Origin of the sequence: Anaerosacchariphilus polymeriproducens, from assembly GCF_003363435.1 — a bacterium.
Lineage (GTDB): Bacteria > Bacillota > Clostridia > Lachnospirales > Lachnospiraceae > Anaerosacchariphilus > Anaerosacchariphilus polymeriproducens.
Genome location: NZ_QRCT01000019.1, coordinates 47,722 through 64,809, shown reverse-complemented (window position 1 = coordinate 64,809; position 17,088 = coordinate 47,722). Strand labels below are relative to the sequence as shown.

At 34.6% G+C, this 17,088-nt stretch carries 20 protein-coding genes and 1 pseudogene; 18 read left to right on the top strand and 3 right to left on the bottom strand.

The features are described 5' to 3' along the window. Nucleotides 1-25 precede the first annotated feature (25 nt). Together DWV06_RS07690 and DWV06_RS07685 are read left to right on the top strand one after the other, a co-directional pair. On the top strand, nt 26-1,021 hold the full coding sequence (locus DWV06_RS07690) for a type II toxin-antitoxin system antitoxin SocA domain-containing protein (protein ID WP_115481601.1): 996 nt from the start codon (nt 26-28) through the stop codon (nt 1,019-1,021). Between the two features lie 99 nt (nt 1,022-1,120). Beyond that, nucleotides 1,121-1,477, top strand: a complete 357-nt coding sequence (locus DWV06_RS07685) for a hypothetical protein (protein ID WP_115481600.1) — start codon at nt 1,121-1,123, stop codon at nt 1,475-1,477. A 49-nt stretch (nt 1,478-1,526) separates the two neighbouring features. Here DWV06_RS07685 and DWV06_RS07680 read toward each other — a convergent pair whose 3' ends face one another. Continuing rightward, the gene (locus DWV06_RS07680) at nt 1,527-2,375 is read right to left on the bottom strand and encodes a LysR family transcriptional regulator (RefSeq protein WP_235828923.1); all 849 of its coding nucleotides are present in this window, start codon (nt 2,373-2,375) and stop codon (nt 1,527-1,529) included. Here DWV06_RS07680 and DWV06_RS18815 point away from each other — a divergent pair. The 7 genes and pseudogenes from DWV06_RS18815 to DWV06_RS19015 form a co-directional block, all read left to right on the top strand. After that, complete coding sequence (locus DWV06_RS18815) at nt 2,276-2,599, top strand: flavodoxin family protein (RefSeq protein WP_235828924.1); 324 nt, start codon at nt 2,276-2,278, stop codon at nt 2,597-2,599. The genes DWV06_RS07680 and DWV06_RS18815 overlap by 100 nt on opposite strands. Nucleotides 2,600-2,793: 194 nt before the next feature. Then, nucleotides 2,794-3,117 carry a hypothetical protein gene (locus DWV06_RS07675; RefSeq protein WP_115481598.1) on the top strand — a complete coding sequence of 108 codons (324 nt, stop codon included), beginning with the start codon at nt 2,794-2,796 and terminating at the stop codon, nt 3,115-3,117. 474 nt (nt 3,118-3,591) lie between these two features. Beyond that, on the top strand, nt 3,592-3,864 hold the full coding sequence (locus DWV06_RS07670) for a DUF6429 family protein (RefSeq protein ID WP_235828917.1): 273 nt from the start codon (nt 3,592-3,594) through the stop codon (nt 3,862-3,864). A 3-nt stretch (nt 3,865-3,867) separates the two neighbouring features. Then, entirely contained in the window at nt 3,868-4,299 is a 432-nt protein-coding gene (locus DWV06_RS07665; RefSeq protein WP_115481597.1) for a hypothetical protein, read from the top strand. 18 nt (nt 4,300-4,317) lie between these two features. Beyond that, nucleotides 4,318-4,506 carry a hypothetical protein gene (locus DWV06_RS07660; RefSeq protein WP_115481596.1) on the top strand — a complete coding sequence of 63 codons (189 nt, stop codon included), beginning with the start codon at nt 4,318-4,320 and terminating at the stop codon, nt 4,504-4,506. A gap of 385 nt (nt 4,507-4,891) precedes the next feature. Further along, the gene (locus DWV06_RS07655) at nt 4,892-5,242 is read left to right on the top strand and encodes a hypothetical protein (RefSeq protein WP_147289839.1); all 351 of its coding nucleotides are present in this window, start codon (nt 4,892-4,894) and stop codon (nt 5,240-5,242) included. 71 nt (nt 5,243-5,313) lie between these two features. Next, nucleotides 5,314-5,969: pseudogene (locus DWV06_RS19015) on the top strand (PDDEXK nuclease domain-containing protein); the annotation flags it as partial. Between the two features lie 327 nt (nt 5,970-6,296). On the opposite strand, the gene DWV06_RS07645 reads toward DWV06_RS19015, so the two are convergent. Next, a complete protein-coding gene (locus tag DWV06_RS07645) occupies nt 6,297-6,935 on the bottom strand; it encodes a type 1 glutamine amidotransferase family protein (RefSeq protein WP_115481594.1) in 639 nt (212 codons plus the stop codon). Between the two features lie 122 nt (nt 6,936-7,057). Between DWV06_RS07645 and DWV06_RS07640 the strand changes: the two genes are divergently transcribed. Further along, a complete protein-coding gene (locus DWV06_RS07640) occupies nt 7,058-7,990 on the top strand; it encodes a helix-turn-helix transcriptional regulator (RefSeq protein WP_115481593.1) in 933 nt (310 codons plus the stop codon). 232 nt (nt 7,991-8,222) lie between these two features. Here the strand turns inward: DWV06_RS07640 and DWV06_RS07635 are convergent, their stop codons facing one another. Beyond that, nucleotides 8,223-8,993 (bottom strand): GntR family transcriptional regulator, encoded by a 771-nt coding sequence (locus DWV06_RS07635; RefSeq protein WP_115481592.1) that lies wholly within the window; start codon nt 8,991-8,993, stop codon nt 8,223-8,225. A gap of 354 nt (nt 8,994-9,347) precedes the next feature. On the opposite strand from DWV06_RS07635, the gene DWV06_RS07630 reads away from it, so the two are divergent. The 8 genes from DWV06_RS07630 to DWV06_RS07595 all read left to right on the top strand — a co-directional run bounded on the left by DWV06_RS07630 (nt 9,348) and on the right by DWV06_RS07595 (nt 17,088). After that, on the top strand, nt 9,348-9,767 hold the full coding sequence (locus DWV06_RS07630) for a cytidine deaminase (RefSeq protein ID WP_115481591.1): 420 nt from the start codon (nt 9,348-9,350) through the stop codon (nt 9,765-9,767). Nucleotides 9,768-9,904: 137 nt separating this feature from the next. Then, complete coding sequence (gene add / locus DWV06_RS07625; RefSeq protein WP_115481590.1) at nt 9,905-10,837, top strand: adenosine deaminase; 933 nt, start codon at nt 9,905-9,907, stop codon at nt 10,835-10,837. Nucleotides 10,838-10,850: 13 nt separating this feature from the next. Continuing rightward, nucleotides 10,851-11,483 carry a YczE/YyaS/YitT family protein gene (locus tag DWV06_RS07620; RefSeq protein ID WP_115481729.1) on the top strand — a complete coding sequence of 211 codons (633 nt, stop codon included), beginning with the start codon at nt 10,851-10,853 and terminating at the stop codon, nt 11,481-11,483. Nucleotides 11,484-11,618: 135 nt separating this feature from the next. Continuing rightward, nucleotides 11,619-13,154 (top strand): ABC transporter ATP-binding protein, encoded by a 1,536-nt coding sequence (locus tag DWV06_RS07615; RefSeq protein ID WP_115481589.1) that lies wholly within the window; start codon nt 11,619-11,621, stop codon nt 13,152-13,154. Further along, nucleotides 13,141-14,235, top strand: a complete 1,095-nt coding sequence (locus tag DWV06_RS07610) for an ABC transporter permease (RefSeq protein WP_115481588.1) — start codon at nt 13,141-13,143, stop codon at nt 14,233-14,235. Before DWV06_RS07615 ends, DWV06_RS07610 begins: the two co-directional genes overlap by 14 nt. Beyond that, nucleotides 14,235-15,188, top strand: coding sequence for an ABC transporter permease (locus tag DWV06_RS07605; protein ID WP_115481587.1), 954 nt, complete (start codon nt 14,235-14,237; stop codon nt 15,186-15,188). Before DWV06_RS07610 ends, DWV06_RS07605 begins: the two co-directional genes overlap by 1 nt. Before the next feature lie 13 nt (nt 15,189-15,201). Continuing rightward, complete coding sequence (locus DWV06_RS07600; protein WP_115481586.1) at nt 15,202-16,302, top strand: BMP family lipoprotein; 1,101 nt, start codon at nt 15,202-15,204, stop codon at nt 16,300-16,302. Between the two features lie 60 nt (nt 16,303-16,362). Continuing rightward, nucleotides 16,363-17,088, top strand: coding sequence for a Crp/Fnr family transcriptional regulator (locus DWV06_RS07595; protein ID WP_115481585.1), 726 nt, complete (start codon nt 16,363-16,365; stop codon nt 17,086-17,088).

Genomic DNA, 17,088 nt, shown 5'->3' with positions numbered 1-17,088 from the left:
TCGGAAATTGAAAGGAGGCATTGTTATGAGTGAAAGAAAAGTATTTTGCGAAGAATGTAGAAATGATGTTACTTTTACTATTAATGAAAAGAAAATGGAAGGCACTATTAAAGGTGAAAAATATTCTTATATTGGAAAAGAAGCACATTGTGTAGACTGCGGTTCTGAAATTTATGTTGCAGAGGTAAATGATTTTAATTTGAAAGCGCTATATGATGCATATCGAGAAAAGAATAATATCGTATCACTTGAGGTGATTTTAGCAATTCCAGAAAAATATGCAATTGGAAAACGACCACTTTCCCTTTTGCTTGGTTGGGGAGAACAAACATTTTCCCGATATTGCGATGGAGATATGCCAACAAAGCAGTATTCAGAAACTCTGCAAAAGCTTTATGAAGTTCCAGCCTATTATGCAGAAATATTGGAAAATAATAAAGGAAATCTGAAAACTATTGCATCTTATGAGAAGAGCAAAAGAGCAGTGAATAAACTTCTTGGAAGAACTGAGAGTACAAAGACAAAGATTGATTTGGTAATTGAGTATTTGCTGAGTCAATGTGAAGACATCACACCATTAGCATTACAGAAAGCATTGTATTATATTCAGGGATTTTATTATGCTTTTTATAAAACATTCCTCTTTTCTGAGGAGTGTGAAGCCTGGGTGCATGGTCCTGTCTATCGAGATATATATTTTAGATATCGTGATTATAGATTTGATCCAATAGAAGGAAATGATGAATTTGATGATTCGGTATTCACTTCAAATGAGAAAGCAATTTTGGATAGCGTTATAAAGAATATTTGTTGCTATAGTGGGAAAGTTCTTGTAGGATTCACGCATTCAGAAACTCCGTGGCTGTCAACCAGAGGAGAACTTTCGCCGACTACAGTATCAGACCGAACCATTGAGAAAGAATTGATTGGAACTTACTTTAGTGCTGTTAAAGAAAAGTACAATATGATTAATACAAATGACATTAAGGGTTATGCTCAGAAAATGTTCGAACAGATGTAGAACGCTTAATTTAAAGTTTATACAGACTTTCTTGTAAATTTAAATTTTGCTGGAAAGTCTGTTGTTTTTATATTTAGATTGGATTGGAGGTGAGTTCTTGTGGCGAGATACAGTGATGAAGAAATTCGACAGATGTCAAAAATAACTTGTAAAATTGCTGCTGATTATTTAGGAGTTTCTCCTATGGCAGTGAGTTTCGGTATGCGTGAAGAGAAACTTCCTATAGGTTTTGTTGTTCACAATAAAGATCGGTATACAGATAGTTGGTCATATAATATTGTTCCAGAAAGGCTAATTGCTTACAATCATGGCAAAATTGCAGAACAGACGGAGCAGATAGAAGAATATGATGAATACCTTGTGACACGAATGGTTGAAAAGGTCACAGCATACGAGAAACAATTCACGGTAGAATTTAAGTCAGGAGTGAGCATAGTAATTAAGTGCTCTATCTAAATACAGCATCCATATTACACAAAAGACTAATAGGTATAATGCAATGTTTTTATTTTTTATTGTGTTGTACTAAATAAAAGGTAACATTTGCATCCTCATCTGTGATTGGAATATTGATTCGATTCTTTAGATTAATAAAGTGTTCTTCTGCAAGATTTGTACTAAAACATGGCAAGTTTGATTCTTTTATCAGCTCCTGGAAAGAAAAGTCATCTTTTTGAACAAGAAATTTTGAAGAAGGCAACTTTGTCTTGCAAAAATTCTCCCAAAACCCAATCTCTGGTGATAGGAGACAATTATACCCGTTGATCTGTTTGGAGGTAACTTCACTGTACTCAGCTAATGCATGATCCAAAGGGACATTGATTGAAAGGTGTTCTTCTATATAGCTTGTATTGGTGAAATCTTCGTCATCTATAGGATACGGGAGTATCGCAATATCATATTTATGCAATCTAAAATCTCTTTCAATCTGTTCCAGGTCAGCAATAAGTTTGGATGAAATTGTCTGACCTGGATGTTTTCTTGATAATTCTGGGGTTAGATTCCAAAGAGGGGCAGGCGCACAAGAGATAGCACTGATGGTGTGCAGCTGTCGGTCAAAGTTTATAACTCCACTCTGATATTGTTCAGCAGACTGGAGCAGTTCTTCTGCCATTTTTGCGGCATGGATTCCTACTTCATTAAATTTGATACGGTTTGCACTGCGATTGAATAAAGTAACCCCTAATACATCTTCCAGTCGTTTCATTGTTCGAGTGATGGTAGGCTGGGAGATATGAAATTCCTCGGCAACTTTTGTTAAGGTTCCGTATTTATAAAAAGCATAAGATTCCAGATTTATCTCTCTATGACAATATTTTAATCGGTGGTCCGGTATGGGGACAGTCGATTTCAAACCCGATTCGAAGATTCTTACAAGATGCAAATTTAACAGGTAAGAAGGTATCAGCATTTTGGACATTCTATGACCATGACGAATACTATGATAGAGACATGGATAAAGTTGTAGCAGAGAAAGGTGCCTCTTATATTCATGGACTTGCGATGCCAAGAAGTCTTGTGAGAAATACAGACAAATTGAAAATTGAGATAGATGCCTGGCTGAAAAAAATGATGTAAGACTTGATTAGGAAAAGGAGTTGAAAATGGTATGAAGGTATATGCGATAAACGGAAGTCCGAGATGACAATGTTGGGTATTTGGAGTTTAATACTGCGGTTGAGAAAGATGATTGGAAAGGCTGGTTAAATATTGGAAAGTGAGAGCAGATAGATATCACTAGAGAAAGAAGCACAGTAATTTTCCAAAGTGACTTGCTGAGAATATCTTTTACAGAAGTGGGAGTTGAAGGATCATGTCCGGCAGAAAAAGATAATGATGGTTGTTTCTTTATAGGACAGGTTCCAGAAATAAAAATTCCAGAAATTATAACATCAAATAAAATATTCTGTGACTGTAAGTTTGAATGGATAATTCCTAACGGGGCAAAAGGTTTAAGTGTTGGTAAAACAATTCCTGCTTTTTCGACTGATGTTTTGAAAGTATATCCAAAACAGGAACTCACCATAGAAAATGCAGCTCGAATACCTTGTAGTCAAGTACTTAGTTCATATGTTGTTGAATTTAATAGAGATTAGGTTGAAAGAACTAATAATATATTTTAAAGGTATCTCCCAATTATCTGTAAAGGTTGATAAAGGGTAGATACCTTTTGTGGTTAAATTTTCAATAATATGATATATTAAAAAAATACAGGAAGTTCCACATTATATAAAGAAGCCAGTTGCCTTCAATACAAGTAGATAAATTGTGGAATCCAATGGAGTATAACATTACAGTGCAAGTCGATATGTTTCCTTGAACAGGCAAGGGTAAAAATGTAGTAATGACATACATAAAGTCAACTCGAGCCATGTGGAGACGGTTTGTTTGCTGTCGAGAAAACCGCAGTAAATCAAAGGTTTCAGCCGATTTGAAAAGATAATGGATATGTGCTTTTATTTACGCAGAGTGGCTATGAGGGAATTGATTTTACCCCGGGGTAAAAATTTCGGGGAATGTACATAAACATTTTGGAAAAACGATATTTTAATACAAAGGAGAAAGAAGGGATGGAAATGGAAAGAACTTCAGCGAAAGAAGCAGTAAAGGAATTGACATTAGCATTGATGTATTTGACAAGATTTAGTATTCAAGACAGATCTTGTGCATCCGAAAATAATGCTTGGAAGGGATATCCATTTAAGGTGTTGGATGAATTGGAAGAAGAGGGTATGATTAATCAGGGCAGTCACCGATCCAAGTCTGTGCATATTTATGATGTGGGACTGGAACAGGCAAGAGGCTTGCTTGAAAAATATGGTATAGAAGATTGGGAGGAATAGGATATGATGGATGATTATATATTTGGGAAAATAACGGAATTTAAACAAAATATATGTAATCCAGAAGCACATCTTAATAATATGGCTAGTAATAATAAAGAGTTCAAAAAAAGATGGGAAAAGGACAGACAGTCAATGGATTATGCTGGAATTCTTGATAATGAGGAAGTTCTTCGGCAGGTGGAAATGTTCGAAGGTTCTGTAAATTTTGTAGAGGCTTATGTGAAGCGTGGTCATATTGAAGATGCATATAATATGTGGAAACAATTATATGATGCATTAACAGCATTGTTTAAGATGGCACAAAATATGAATAATAGTTATTGCAAATTTCGTGAGATATCTACTGATGAGGTAGATGAAATATTTGGAAAACTAGAAGCTGTTGCCAAGCGAATGGATCAGGCCAATATGCGTAGAGCAATGCAAGATTAAGAGCATAGGAGTATCAATATGGAAAATTATGATGAGTTTGAATTAAATGGACAAAAATTTAAAGTTACATATAAGAATGATAAAAATATAGTGTGGGCAATTACATATGTTAATGGTATGCAAATAAAGGCCCACGGTGATTGCGTCCAAACCGCATATTGGGCAATCCAGAACCACGTAAATTCCACATTAAATTTTAGATTATAAAATTTTGTTGAAAAATATGAAATGGGGTAATAATCTAGACGGGGTAAAACGTTACCCCTCCCATAAAGTCTATGGCTTACTTTCGCCATGTAGTATAAAATATAAATCTAGGGGCACGTTGAAACAGTTTGTTTGCTTTCAAGGAAACCTTGATTTTATGCGGTGTTGAGGGGATATCAAGTGAAAGATGAACCTGTGTATTATATAGGCAAAGATAAATTTATATTTTCTTTCATGGGGATGGGGTAATGCCAGATTATTTAAATTACTGCTTTCGCCAAAACGTATAGGGGTTTCGCTGAAATGTACATATAAATTAGCGAAATCCTTATCTAAAGATAAAAACATTTAACCAGATAGATTACTTTCGTCAAAGAGAAAGAAATTGACCGACATGTTGCTGGATGATAAAATTACAAAAGAAGCATATGATGAAAAATATGAAGATTTTACAGCAAAAATCAATCGTGCCAAGAAAGAAAAAGAAATTTATGGTTCTACAGTGGATGCAAAACGTGATGTAAGCAAAAGAATGAAGGAAATCAGACAAAGGCTTGCAGAAACAGATGTGTTAGATGAATTTGACCGAGTTGTATTTGAAAGTATTGTAGAAAAAATACTTGTTGGTGAAACAAAAGAAGATGGAACAGTTGATCCTTATAAACTTACATTTGTATTAAAAGGAATTGATAATAGAGTGATTCCAAATGCAAAGAATCGATACACAAATCATTAATGTGCAAGATGGTTCAGTTACTATCTGGAAAATTGATGTAATGGGAAGGAGTATTTCCAAAACGCTACACACTGTGTAGCGAATTGAGCTGGTCACATTATAGATTGCTTATGCGCATTGATAATGTGGAGAGAAGAAATTTTTATCAAGAAGAATGTGTGAAATCCAGATGGAGTGTTCGTCAGTTGGAGAGGCAGATTAATTCCATGTATTATGACAGAATACTTGCAAGTAAAGACAAGGCAAAGGTTGCGAAGGAAATCAATCAGTTAGAACCAAGAGGGATTTAGAAAAGGCTATTATTGATCATTTACAGAAGTTTTTACTTGAATTAGGACGAGGATTTTGTTTTGAAGCAAGACAAAAGCATTTTGTATTCGATAATGAACACTTTTATATCGATCTTGTTTTTTATAACTATATTTTGAAATGTCATGTATTATTCGATTTAAAGATTGGCAAGCTAACACACCAAGATTTAGGTCAGATGCAGATGTATGTAAATTACTACACAAGGGAATTAATGAATGAAGGTGATAATCCTCCTATTGGAATTGTTCTTTGTGCAGATAAAAGTGATGCAGTCGTTAAGTACACCTTGCCTGAAGATAATAAACAAATTTTTGCGTCTAAGTATATGACATATTTACCAACAGAAGAAGAGTTAAAGAGAGAGTTAAAGTTTGATGATTATATTAAACTTGATTCTATTGATGTTAAAGAATAAGATTTAACATGTGATTATGAAAACTAACCATAAATGATTCTAACATGAACCTTATTATTTTCTAATTTATTACTATTAAAATTCTTCCCCCTATAAGAAAATGTAATTTTAGAAACTCGAAAGTGTAGAAAAAAGGGGGTTTTGCGTGTTTTGCTGATTTGCAGAATGGCAGAACCCCTTGTAAAATGGTTACTCTTTGGGAATATGTCTACTGTAAAAAAGTCGCATAGTTGAGTAGACAGGATTGTTTTTGGGCAGGTTGATTAGACAGAAATGTTGTTAAAATAGGCTAATTATTATTACTAAAATATAGGGAAATGATAATTATCAGTTTTCATTGCTAGACGGCAAAGTCTGCATTAGGGCAAAGAAATATTCAGGCTTGCCGGTACTAAAATAATTGTACCAAGCGTCCAGTGTATTTGCTTGAAAAACGCCTAAATGCTCAATAATTTGTTTGGCCCACAACAAGGCCCCTGTTGGGCTTGCAGTAATAAGGTTGTTATCCGCAACAGATGGTTTATCAATATAGAAACTTTGTCCTTTATAACTGGGAGAAAACATTTCAAGAAATCCCGATCCATTACTGGTATGCGGACGCTTATCCAATAATCCAAAGTTAGCAAGAGCAGCGGTAGCCCCGCAGATTGCGCATACCGTAGCGCCTAAAGAGAGAAGCTCGCTTGCCTTCTCGATGATAACACCATGCTTTTGGTCATTCCATGAATCTGCGCCTGGTAATATCAACACGCTTGTTTTGCTCATAACTATATCATCAATTAAGCAATCTGGAACTATTGTCAGTCCGCCCATCGTTTTGATTGATTCCTTTGAGTCGCTGACAGTTTTGAGCGATACAGATGGCGCGCCCTTTTTGAAAAATCGGCCAGAATTCAGCTCCGAAGTTACATAACCCAGCTCCCAGTCGGCCAAGGTATCAAGAACATAAATATAAATTGTAAACATAAATTTCCTCCATTTTCATTGTTTAGGTGATTTGTTTGCTTTATAATAATACCATGTAATTATTGACATCAGTATGGCAACAATTAATAATGGAAAAAGAAATTTTGAAAGGCGGCTATCAGATGAAGGTTGACAGGCTGGTTAGCATTATTATGATACTCCTAGATAAAGAGCGTATTGGCGCACAGGAGTTAGCAGATATGTTTGAAGTTTCACCCCGCACAATCTACCGCGACATAGACGCTATCAATATGGCAGGCATTCCTGTTCGCGGGGCATCGGGAGTGGGCGGCGGTTTTGAAATCATGCAGAAATACAAAATTGATAAAAAGGTTTTTTCGACTGCCGATCTTTCCGCTCTCTTGATGGGACTTTCCAGTCTGTCCAACATAATACGAGGTGATGAACTGGTACATGCACTTGCGAAAGTTAAGAGTTTTATTCCTGCTGACAGAGTAAAAGACATTGAATTAAAAGTAAATCAAATATGTATAGATTTAAGTCCGTGGATGGGTAACAGGAACATACAACCATATTTAGAAATTATCAAAACAGCTATGCAGAAAAGCAAGCTGCTTTCGTTTGAATATGTAGCCCACCACGGAAATAAAACTGCACGAATAGTCGAGCCGTATCAGCTTGTATTGAAAAGTAGTCATTGGTATTTGCAAGGGTATTGCCATGAAAGAAATGATTTTCGTCTATTTAGAATATCTCGCATATCAAATCTACAAATACAAGAGGAAACTTTTGCGGCACGAGATTATCAAAAACCGACTTTAGACTTTTCAGAAATTTGGGAAACTATGCAAACAAAAATTAAAATTCGTATTCATAAATCAATTATGGACAGGTTGCTTGATTTTTGTGCTTATGAAAACTTTTTGCCAGACGGTGATGAGCATTACATTGTTAGTTATCCTTTTATAGAGAACGAATACTGCTACGATATTCTTCTTGGTTTTGGGGATAAATGTGAGTGTTTAGAGCCATTGCATATCCGTACAGAAATGAAGCGTAGAATACATGATATAGCTACCTTATACGAAAACTAGAACATGAATATTTTCATGGCAAAATAGAAAGGTGGCTATTCTAAGTTGATTTTAGTATCGCTACTGCGTAGGAAATATAAATAATTCTCTCTACAACTTCCAATTGCTTCGGGTTGGAATCATATTATAAAGAAGGTGGAATATGTCTGGAAACCCTAAAATAACCCCTTTTTGTTAGGTGAAATACAAATCTAACAAAAGGGGTTCGCTTCATTTCAAGAGTAAATTTATTTTAATTTTCTGGAGAAGATTGAAGTTGGTTTGTGTAGCATACTTCGAGAGAGAAGTTATGCAAAGGGATATAGTGTTTATTAAATAAAAGAACAATATGGTTATTGTCATACAGTGTTTCTTGTATTAAAAAGAAGTTTGAGTTATTTGATAGAGTGTATTTTGTGGATGTAAAATTTCCTGTATTTGTATATGAATAGCTACATCTGCTATCAAGGCTTAAGTCATATATTGTTTTTTCGAGAAAAACTAGGAATGATTCCAGATTAGATAAATCAATTTTATAATTTGAAATCGTCTCTATAGGAATGATTGATAGGGTGTAGCCGATGGCGGCGTTTTTCTTTTTGTACCATCTGTCTGAAATGACGACAGCGGCAGTATCACAATGTACACTTTGTTTCATATAATCACTAGGAGGTTCGATTCTGAATTCTAATTCTGTTGAATCAGAATCTATTGTAGAGCACTTAACAAAGGGATGTTGTATATGTTCTGTTTCATAAAAAGTTGCAGGTGAAGATTGGGATTTGACGAAATTTCCTTTTCCTTGAATATTTTGAACTAAATTATCTTCTTGCAGTAGAGCTAGAGATCTACGTAATGTCATACGGCTTACGTTCATCTGAAGAGCAAGTTCAGGTTCAGAAGGAAGTTGTGTCCCTGGTGGAAATGTTCCGTCCTTAATCATGGAGTAAAGACGGTCATAGACCTTAACGTGTTTTAGTTTTCGCGCCTTTTCTTTTGATATTGTTGTAAGTGTGTTATTCATAGTAAGCTCCTTTTTTAGACAACTTAATATTAATATACATATAATAAATTGAAAAAGATAAAATGTCAATTGTACAATTTTTGAAATACATACTTGTATAAAATGTTTTGTCTGATAAATAAAAAAACAAATAAAAAAACGAGGATATATATACATAATGCACAAAATGCATATGCGAAATTTGTATTAAATGCGTGTTGAAATTATACAAGATGTAATATATTATACAAGTAAATAAAACTTATATAAAAATAATAAAAAGAAAAGGAGAAACAATTATGTAAAATTAATTAGGTGAAGGTAGGACTACAATACAGAAACAATACGTTTATTAATCAAGAAGGATAAAGAAAAATGCTAGAATACAACAAAAGAGAATTAGTAGAAAAAGCGCTAGAGGCAAGAAAATTTTCATATTCACCATACTCGAATTTTAGAGTTGGTGCGGCACTTCTAGCTGAAGATGGTCAAATTATAAAAGGTTGCAATATTGAAAATGCGGCATTCTCTCCTACAAATTGCGCTGAGAGAACAGCTGTTTTTAAAGCAGTTTCAGAGGGCATTACTGAATTTAAGGCAATTGCCATTGTTGGAGGACCAGGAGATGAGGAACCATCAGAAATTGCTGCACCATGTGGTGTTTGTAGACAAGTGTTAAGAGAGTTTTGTGATCCTGAAAAGTTTATTGTACTTTTAGGAAAAGGAGACAAGACATGGAAAGAATATACTTTGGAGGAATTATTACCATTAGGCTTTGCGGGTAAAAACCTATAAGGTTAATTAAAGAAAGTAACAAGGTGGTATGTTATGAGTACTTATGTAATTGAAATGAACCACATCACTAAACAGTTCGGCAATTTTCCAATGGCTCATAGTATTAGGAATGAGACTATGGAAAATGGAGGAAAAAGATGAAAAACGGAATTGATTTACATTTGCATTTAGATGGCTCTCTATCAGCAGATTTTGTATTAGAGCAAGCAAAATTGCAAAACATCAAGTTGCCATCAGAAAACAAAGAGAAACTAATGGAGTACATGTGTGTACCAAAAGACAAAGACTGTAGAGATTTAAATGAATATCTAGAAAAATTCAGTTTGCCTTGCGCCGTGTTGCAAACAAAAGAAGCGATTCAAGGTGCGGTATCAGATTTGTGCGAAAGGTTAGAAACACAAGGTCTAGTGTATGCTGAAATTCGATTTGCACCACAGTTACATTTACAAAAAGGACTTTCTCAGGAAGAAGTTGTTTGTGCGGCTTTAGCAGGAATAAAAAATAGCGATTATTTCCAAGCAAAAATCATTTTGTGTTGTTTGCGTATGGAAGATAATGAAGCAGAAAACATGGAAACAGTACGTTTGGCTGCATGTTATAAAGACAGAGGTGTTGTGGCGGCCGACCTTGCTGGTGCAGAGGCATTACATAAAACAGAAAAGTTTTCAAAAGTATTTGAAACCGCTGTGCAATTAGGAGTTGATTTTACGATTCATGCAGGAGAAGCAGATGGCCCTCAAAGTATGTGGAAAGCACTTGAACTAGGTGCGAAACGTATCGGACACGGTGTGAGATGCTTAGAAGATAAGGAACTAGTGGAATATTTACATGAAAAACAAATACCATTAGAGGTTTGTCCAACAAGTAACTATCAAACAAGAGCAGTGGTTGGAACGTATCCGTTGAAAAAAATGCTCGATGCGGGATTGTGCGTCACATTAAATACAGACAACTTGACTGTATCAAATACAACATTGGAAAAAGAGTTTCAATTTGTAAAGGAAGAGTTGAATATAACAGAGGAAGAAATTTGCATACTGAAAGAGAATGCAAAAAAAGCTAGGTTTTAGAAAAGGGAAGCGGATGGAAGGTAAGATTTCAAAAAAATACAGATGTATATTAGCGTGCGTTGGGATATTTTTTGCAGCAGTAGGAGTAGCCTTCAATGCTAAGGCAGGTTTAGGCAATGATCCAATTGGAGTCTTTTATGATGGAGTAAGAAGTGCATTAAATATGTCAGGAAGCCAACTTGGGGTGGCTTCTAATATTATAAACGCATGCTTATTATTGTTTGTTTTCGTGTTTGGAAGAAAATACATTAACATAGGTACTGTTATTCACTTCTTACTTTATGGGAATTTTGTGACGGTAGGAACATATGCGTATCTATCGATATTTGGGAACTCTGATTTATTATTATATAAGATTATTGCAAGCGTAATAGGATGTTTGTTGTTATATCTCGGTGTTGCAATTTTCATAACAGTAGATATAGGTATTGATGCTATGACGGGAATAGTAATGACATTTAAAGATAAATTCGGATGTGAATTTAAATATGTAAAATGGGGATTTGATATTGTTCTTGTTGTGGTTGGATTTGTGTGCGGAGGCAAAGTTGGGGCAATCACAATTGCTACTGTAATATTTGCGGCTCCACTCATACAGTTTTTCGCTCAAAAAGTAAAAAAACTGTGCATAATGCACAAAATATAGAAAAAATAATTGTAAAACAATGACGAAATTACAATAAAAATGCAAAAAAAGGGACAGGTGTCCTTTAAACAAGGACGCCTGTCTTATATAATGAAACAAACATGACTATTATGTAGATGTATGGGAGGAAACAGAGTGAGCTATGTAATTGAAATGAATCATATTACCAAACAATTTGGCAGCTTTAAAGCAAATGATGATGTTACACTCCAATTAGAAAAGGGAGAGATTCATGCTTTACTTGGTGAAAATGGTGCAGGAAAATCTACACTGATGAGTGTTCTTTTTGGACTATATCAACCAGAACAAGGCGAAATTAAGATGAATGGAAAGCCTGTTAAAATTAACAACCCAAATGATGCCAATGAATTGGGAATCGGGATGGTTCATCAACACTTTAAACTGGTACATAACTTTACTGTTTTGGAAAGTATTGTATTAGGAAGAGAAACAACTAAAATTGGTATCCTTAAAATGGATGAAGCAAGGAAGAAAGTAATGGAACTTAGCAAAAGATACAAATTCAAAATTGATCCAGATGCTTATATTTCTGACATTACTGTAGGGATGCAACAAAGAGTTGAAATTTTAAAAATGTTATACTGCGATAATGAAATATTAATCTTTGACGAACCAACAGCGGTACTGATACCACAAGAAATTTCAGAATTAATGAAAGTTATGAAACAATTAGTTGCTGAAGGAAAATCAATAATTTTCATTACTCATAAGTTAAACGAAATTAAAGAAGTAGCAAATAGATGTAGTGTTCTTCGAAAAGGAAAATACATCGGAACAGTTAATGTAGCAGACATATCAAAGGAAGAAATGTCTGAGATGATGGTAGGAAGAAAGGTTAATTTAGTAGTTAATAAGAAAGAGGCAACGCAAGGGGAACCTGTATTAGAAGTAAAAAATCTTACTGTAAAAGGAAAAACAGCTGGAAAAGATGCTGTAAAAGATGTTTCATTCACTGTTCATAAGGGGGAAATTCTTTGCGTAGCTGGTATTGATGGTAACGGTCAATCTGAATTAATTTATGGAATTACAGGTTTAATGCCAATTGAAAAAGGACAAGTTATCTTAAATGGTAAGGATATTACAAAAGAAAGCATTCGACAAAAATGTTTAGACGGCTTGGCTCATATTCCGGAAGATAGACACAAAGATGGATTAGTATTAGACTACACGTTACAAAACAACTTAGTACTTCAAACATATTATTCGGATAGATTCCAAAAGAATGGATTCCTTAAATTTGATGAAATTAGAGAATTTGCAAAGGGCTTAATTGAAAAATTTGATATTCGATGTGGACAAGGAGAAGATAGTGTTACGAGGGGTATGTCTGGTGGAAACCAACAAAAAGCAATTATTGCGAGAGAATTAGATAGAAATCCAGAAATCGTAATCGCAGTTCAACCAGTACGTGGTTTAGATGTAGGTGCTATCGAATATATTCACAAACAATTAATTGCACAAAGAGATGCTGGTAAAGCAGTTCTTCTTGTTTCATTAGAACTTGATGAAGTAATGAATTTGAGTGATAGAATTGTAGTTATGTACGAAGGTGAAATTGTTGCGGATGTTAATCCACAAGAAATTACAAGAGAAGAACTTGGGTTATACATGGCAGGTGCGAAAAGAGGGGTGAAGAATGAAGAAAATTAATAATGAACGTTTCGTTGGCTTAAGTGCCTCGGTTTTGGCAATTCTTTGCGGTCTTTTGTTTGGATTCATTTTATTACTTGTAACTAATCCAAGTCAGGCTGTAAATGGATTTTTAATGATTGTCCAAGGTGGTTTTACTGATGGAATGAAAGGGATTGGAGACGTACTATATTATGCAACACCTATTATTATGACAGGGCTTTCTGTAGGTTTTGCTTTTAAGACAGGTTTGTTTAATATTGGAGCTTCAGGACAATTTGCAGCAGGTGCTTTTGCTGCTGTATTCGTAGGAATCAAATGGACATTTTTACCAGCAGGTATTCATGTGATAGTATGTTTGATTGCAGCGATTTTAGCAGGAGCTCTATGGGGAATAGTTCCTGGTTTATTAAAAGCTTACTTTAATGTAAGTGAGGTTATTTCAGGAATTATGATGAACTATATCGGTATGTCACTTGTTAATTTATTAATTAGAACTTCAATTTATGATCAATTAAAGAACCAATCATTACCAGTTGCAGAAACAGCAGTATTATCAAAAATGGGATTAAATAAAGTTTTTGATGGTGCAAACATTAATGCAGGTATCATTATTGCTGTTATTTGTGTAATTCTTGTATATATTATTTTAGAAAAAACAACATTTGGTTTCGAATTAAAAGCTTGTGGTTTAAATACAAATGCAAGTAAATATGCAGGTATCAATGAAAAAAGAAACATTGTTCTTTCAATTGTAATTGCAGGAGCATTAGCTGGATTAGGCGGGGCACTTTTATATCTTGCAGGTTCTGGTAAATTCTTGCAAGTACTCGACGTTGTTGCACCAGAAGGTTTCGCTGGTATTTCAGTTGCTCTGCTAGGCAGCTCTAACCCAATTGGTATTTTATTCGCTGGCTTATTCATTGGATATATTACAGTTGGTGGATATAATATGCAATTATATGGATTCGTGTCAGAAGCGATTGATATTATCATTGCAGCGATTGTATACTGTGGTGCATTATCACTATTATTTAAGACATTAATTTACAAATTCCAAATGAAAAAAAGGAACAAAAATAATAAGAAGGAGGAAGCATAATGAATATTTTATACTTTATTATTCAACAAACAATGTACTTTGCTATTCCTCTTCTTATAGTAGCAATTGGTGGTATGTATGCAGAACGAAGTGGTGTGATTAACATTGCCTTAGAAGGTATCATGGTAATGGGTGCTTTCGTAGGGATTTCATTTATCAGTATTTTCCAAGATAGCATGAATGGGCAATTATTATTAATTCTAGCAATCCTTGTATCAGGGGTTGTAGGTGGAATTTTCTCATTACTACATGCGTTTGCTTCTATTAATATGAAAGCAGATCAAACAATCAGTGGTACAGCGCTTAACATGTTTGCCCCAGCATTTGCAATTTATGTTGCACGTATGGTACAAGGAACACAACAAATCGCATTTACAGATACATTCTATATTTCAAAAGTACCTGTACTTGGCGACATTCCAGTAATTGGAGATATGTTCTTTAAGAATTGTTACATCATAACATACATTGGAATTGCAATTTATTTAGTAGCAGCCTATGTGATCAAAAACACAAAATACGGATTAAGACTTCGTGCCTGTGGAGAACATCCCGGAGCAGCTGACTCAGTAGGTGTTAATGTAGCAAAAATTCGTTACTCAGGTGTTATTGTATCAGGTGTGTTAGCTGGAATTGGTGGTATAGTATTCGTAGTTCCAACATCGACTAACTTTAATGCAACAGTTGCAGGATACGGGTTCTTAGCAATCGCTGTATTAATCTTCGGTCAATGGAGAAGTAACAAAATCTTAATGGCAGCATTCTTCTTTGGAATTATGAAAACACTTTCAAGTGCATATTCAGCGATTCCATTTTTAAATGCATTGCCAGTTTCAAGTGAGATTTATAAAATGTTCCCATATATTGCAACTTTAGTATTATTAGCATTCGTATCTAAGAATTCACAAGCTCCTAAGGCTGAAGGAATTCCATATGATAAATCAATGAGATAAGGAGAAAAGAATTATGAAAAAAAGGTTATTAAGTTTATTATTAGCAGGTGTAATGGCAACGACTATGGTAGCAGGCTGTGCTAAAAAACCGGGAGCAGAAGGTGGGGAAAAAGGCGCATCAGAAAAAGGATATGAATTAGCACTTATCACAGACGTAGGAACAATCGATGACAAGTCATTCAACCAAGGTTCATGGGAAGGGTTAGAAACATACGCAAAAGATAATGGTATCACATGCAAATACTACAAACCAGCAGAAAAATCAGATTCAGCATGTTTAACATCAATTGATTTAGCTGTAAAAGGTGGAGCGAAAGTAATCGTAACACCAGGATTTTTATTCGAAGCACCAATTTATCAAGCACAAGAAAAATATCCAGATATTAAGTTCATCATGGTAGATGCTGCACCAATAAGTCCGGAAAAAGAAGTTAAAATTAATGATAATGTATCTTCTGTATTTTATGCAGAAGAACAATCAGGTTTCTTAGCAGGATATGCAGCAGTAGTAGAAGGATACACAAAATTAGGATTCATGGGTGGAATCGCAGTTCCAGCGGTAATCAGGTTTGGTTATGGATTCGTACAAGGTGCAGAAGCAGCAGCCAAAGACCTTAATATAAGTGGCGTAGAAGTAAAATATACATATGTAGGAAATTTTGATGCAACACCAGAAAACAATGCAAAAGCAGCAGCTTGGTATAATAATGGAACAGAAGTAATCTTTGCATGTGGAGGAGCAGTTGGGAACTCGGTAATGAAGGCAGCAGAAGCAGCGGGAAAAAAAGTAATCGGTGTAGACGTTGACCAATCAGCGGAATCAGAAACAGTAATGACATCAGCAATGAAGAGCTTAAGTACATCAGTATACGATACCGTAGCAAGCGTTTATAAAGATAGCTTCCAAGGTGGTAAGTCAGTTACATTAACAGCAAAAGAAAACGGTGTATTATTACCAATGGAAACATCAAAATTTAATAAATTCGATCAAACAAAATATGACGAATTATACAAAGGATTACAAGACGGGACAATCAAAGTTGGAAATGATACAATTGCAACAGATGCAAGTAAATTATCAAGTGACTACGTAAAAGTTGAGTCAATCAAATAAGGGAAAACTATTGGCTGTCATATTTTGATATGACAGCCATATCTTAGAAAGGTCGTTTGGATGTTAGAGTACTTATATAAAAAATTACCAATATTAAAAGAATTGGATAGAATCAAAAGAGCAGAAGTAGAAGAGTATTTTATCAATTCACCAAAATGGCTTTTAGATTCTATTAAGACAGTGAATGTAGATAAAAATATTGTGTTTGTTAGAGAAAATGATCCGGCAAATACAATTTACATTGTTGTAAAAGGAGTTATACGTGCAGTCGACTATCGTATGTATGGAATTGTGTTTGATTTTATGCGTGTAGATAAATTACAAGCGATGGGTAGTATGGAAATCATATTGGACATGGATGTATACCGTGCGTCTTTGCAAACAGTAACAAAATGTACAATGTTGAAAATGTCGCGAGAAGTATTTGAAAAATGGTTACAGGAAGACATAGAGGCGCTAAAGAGAGAAGCGAAGACGATGATAAACTTTTTGATGGAAACAGATAGAAACAATCGTGCATATATCTTTTTACAAGGTGCAAATCGCTTAAGCTTATATTTTGTAGACTTATATAAGAAATATGCGGTAAAAGATATTCTTACTGTAGAAACATCAAGACAAGAGATGTCAGAAATGACAGGGCTTTGTGAAAAAACAATTACGAGAGCAATGAAAAAACTCCAAGCAAATGGTTTTATTAGCAAAGATGGCTATAGCATACAAATGGATAAAACACAATATGAAAAGTTGAGTACAGAAGTATCGAAAGTAATAGAGAGGAGATAG

What these genes read in the sequence shown, in the direction of transcription:
- DWV06_RS07690 (WP_115481601.1), top strand. Translation starts at nt 26, where the DNA reads ATGAGTGAAAGAAAAGTATTTTGCGAAGAATGTAGAAATGATGTTACT.
- DWV06_RS07670 (WP_235828917.1), top strand. Translation starts at nt 3,592, where the DNA reads ATGGAAATGGAAAGAACTTCAGCGAAAGAAGCAGTAAAGGAATTGACA.
- DWV06_RS07665 (WP_115481597.1), top strand. Translation starts at nt 3,868, where the DNA reads ATGATGGATGATTATATATTTGGGAAAATAACGGAATTTAAACAAAAT.
- DWV06_RS07660 (WP_115481596.1), top strand. Translation starts at nt 4,318, where the DNA reads ATGGAAAATTATGATGAGTTTGAATTAAATGGACAAAAATTTAAAGTT.
- DWV06_RS07645 (WP_115481594.1), bottom strand. Translation starts at nt 6,935, where the DNA reads ATGTTTACAATTTATATTTATGTTCTTGATACCTTGGCCGACTGGGAG.
- DWV06_RS07640 (WP_115481593.1), top strand. Translation starts at nt 7,058, where the DNA reads ATGAAGGTTGACAGGCTGGTTAGCATTATTATGATACTCCTAGATAAA.
- DWV06_RS07635 (WP_115481592.1), bottom strand. Translation starts at nt 8,993, where the DNA reads ATGAATAACACACTTACAACAATATCAAAAGAAAAGGCGCGAAAACTA.
- DWV06_RS07630 (WP_115481591.1), top strand. Translation starts at nt 9,348, where the DNA reads ATGCTAGAATACAACAAAAGAGAATTAGTAGAAAAAGCGCTAGAGGCA.
- add (WP_115481590.1), top strand. Translation starts at nt 9,905, where the DNA reads ATGAAAAACGGAATTGATTTACATTTGCATTTAGATGGCTCTCTATCA.
- DWV06_RS07620 (WP_115481729.1), top strand. Translation starts at nt 10,851, where the DNA reads ATGGAAGGTAAGATTTCAAAAAAATACAGATGTATATTAGCGTGCGTT.
- DWV06_RS07610 (WP_115481588.1), top strand. Translation starts at nt 13,141, where the DNA reads ATGAAGAAAATTAATAATGAACGTTTCGTTGGCTTAAGTGCCTCGGTT.
- DWV06_RS07605 (WP_115481587.1), top strand. Translation starts at nt 14,235, where the DNA reads ATGAATATTTTATACTTTATTATTCAACAAACAATGTACTTTGCTATT.
- DWV06_RS07600 (WP_115481586.1), top strand. Translation starts at nt 15,202, where the DNA reads ATGAAAAAAAGGTTATTAAGTTTATTATTAGCAGGTGTAATGGCAACG.
- DWV06_RS07595 (WP_115481585.1), top strand. Translation starts at nt 16,363, where the DNA reads ATGTTAGAGTACTTATATAAAAAATTACCAATATTAAAAGAATTGGAT.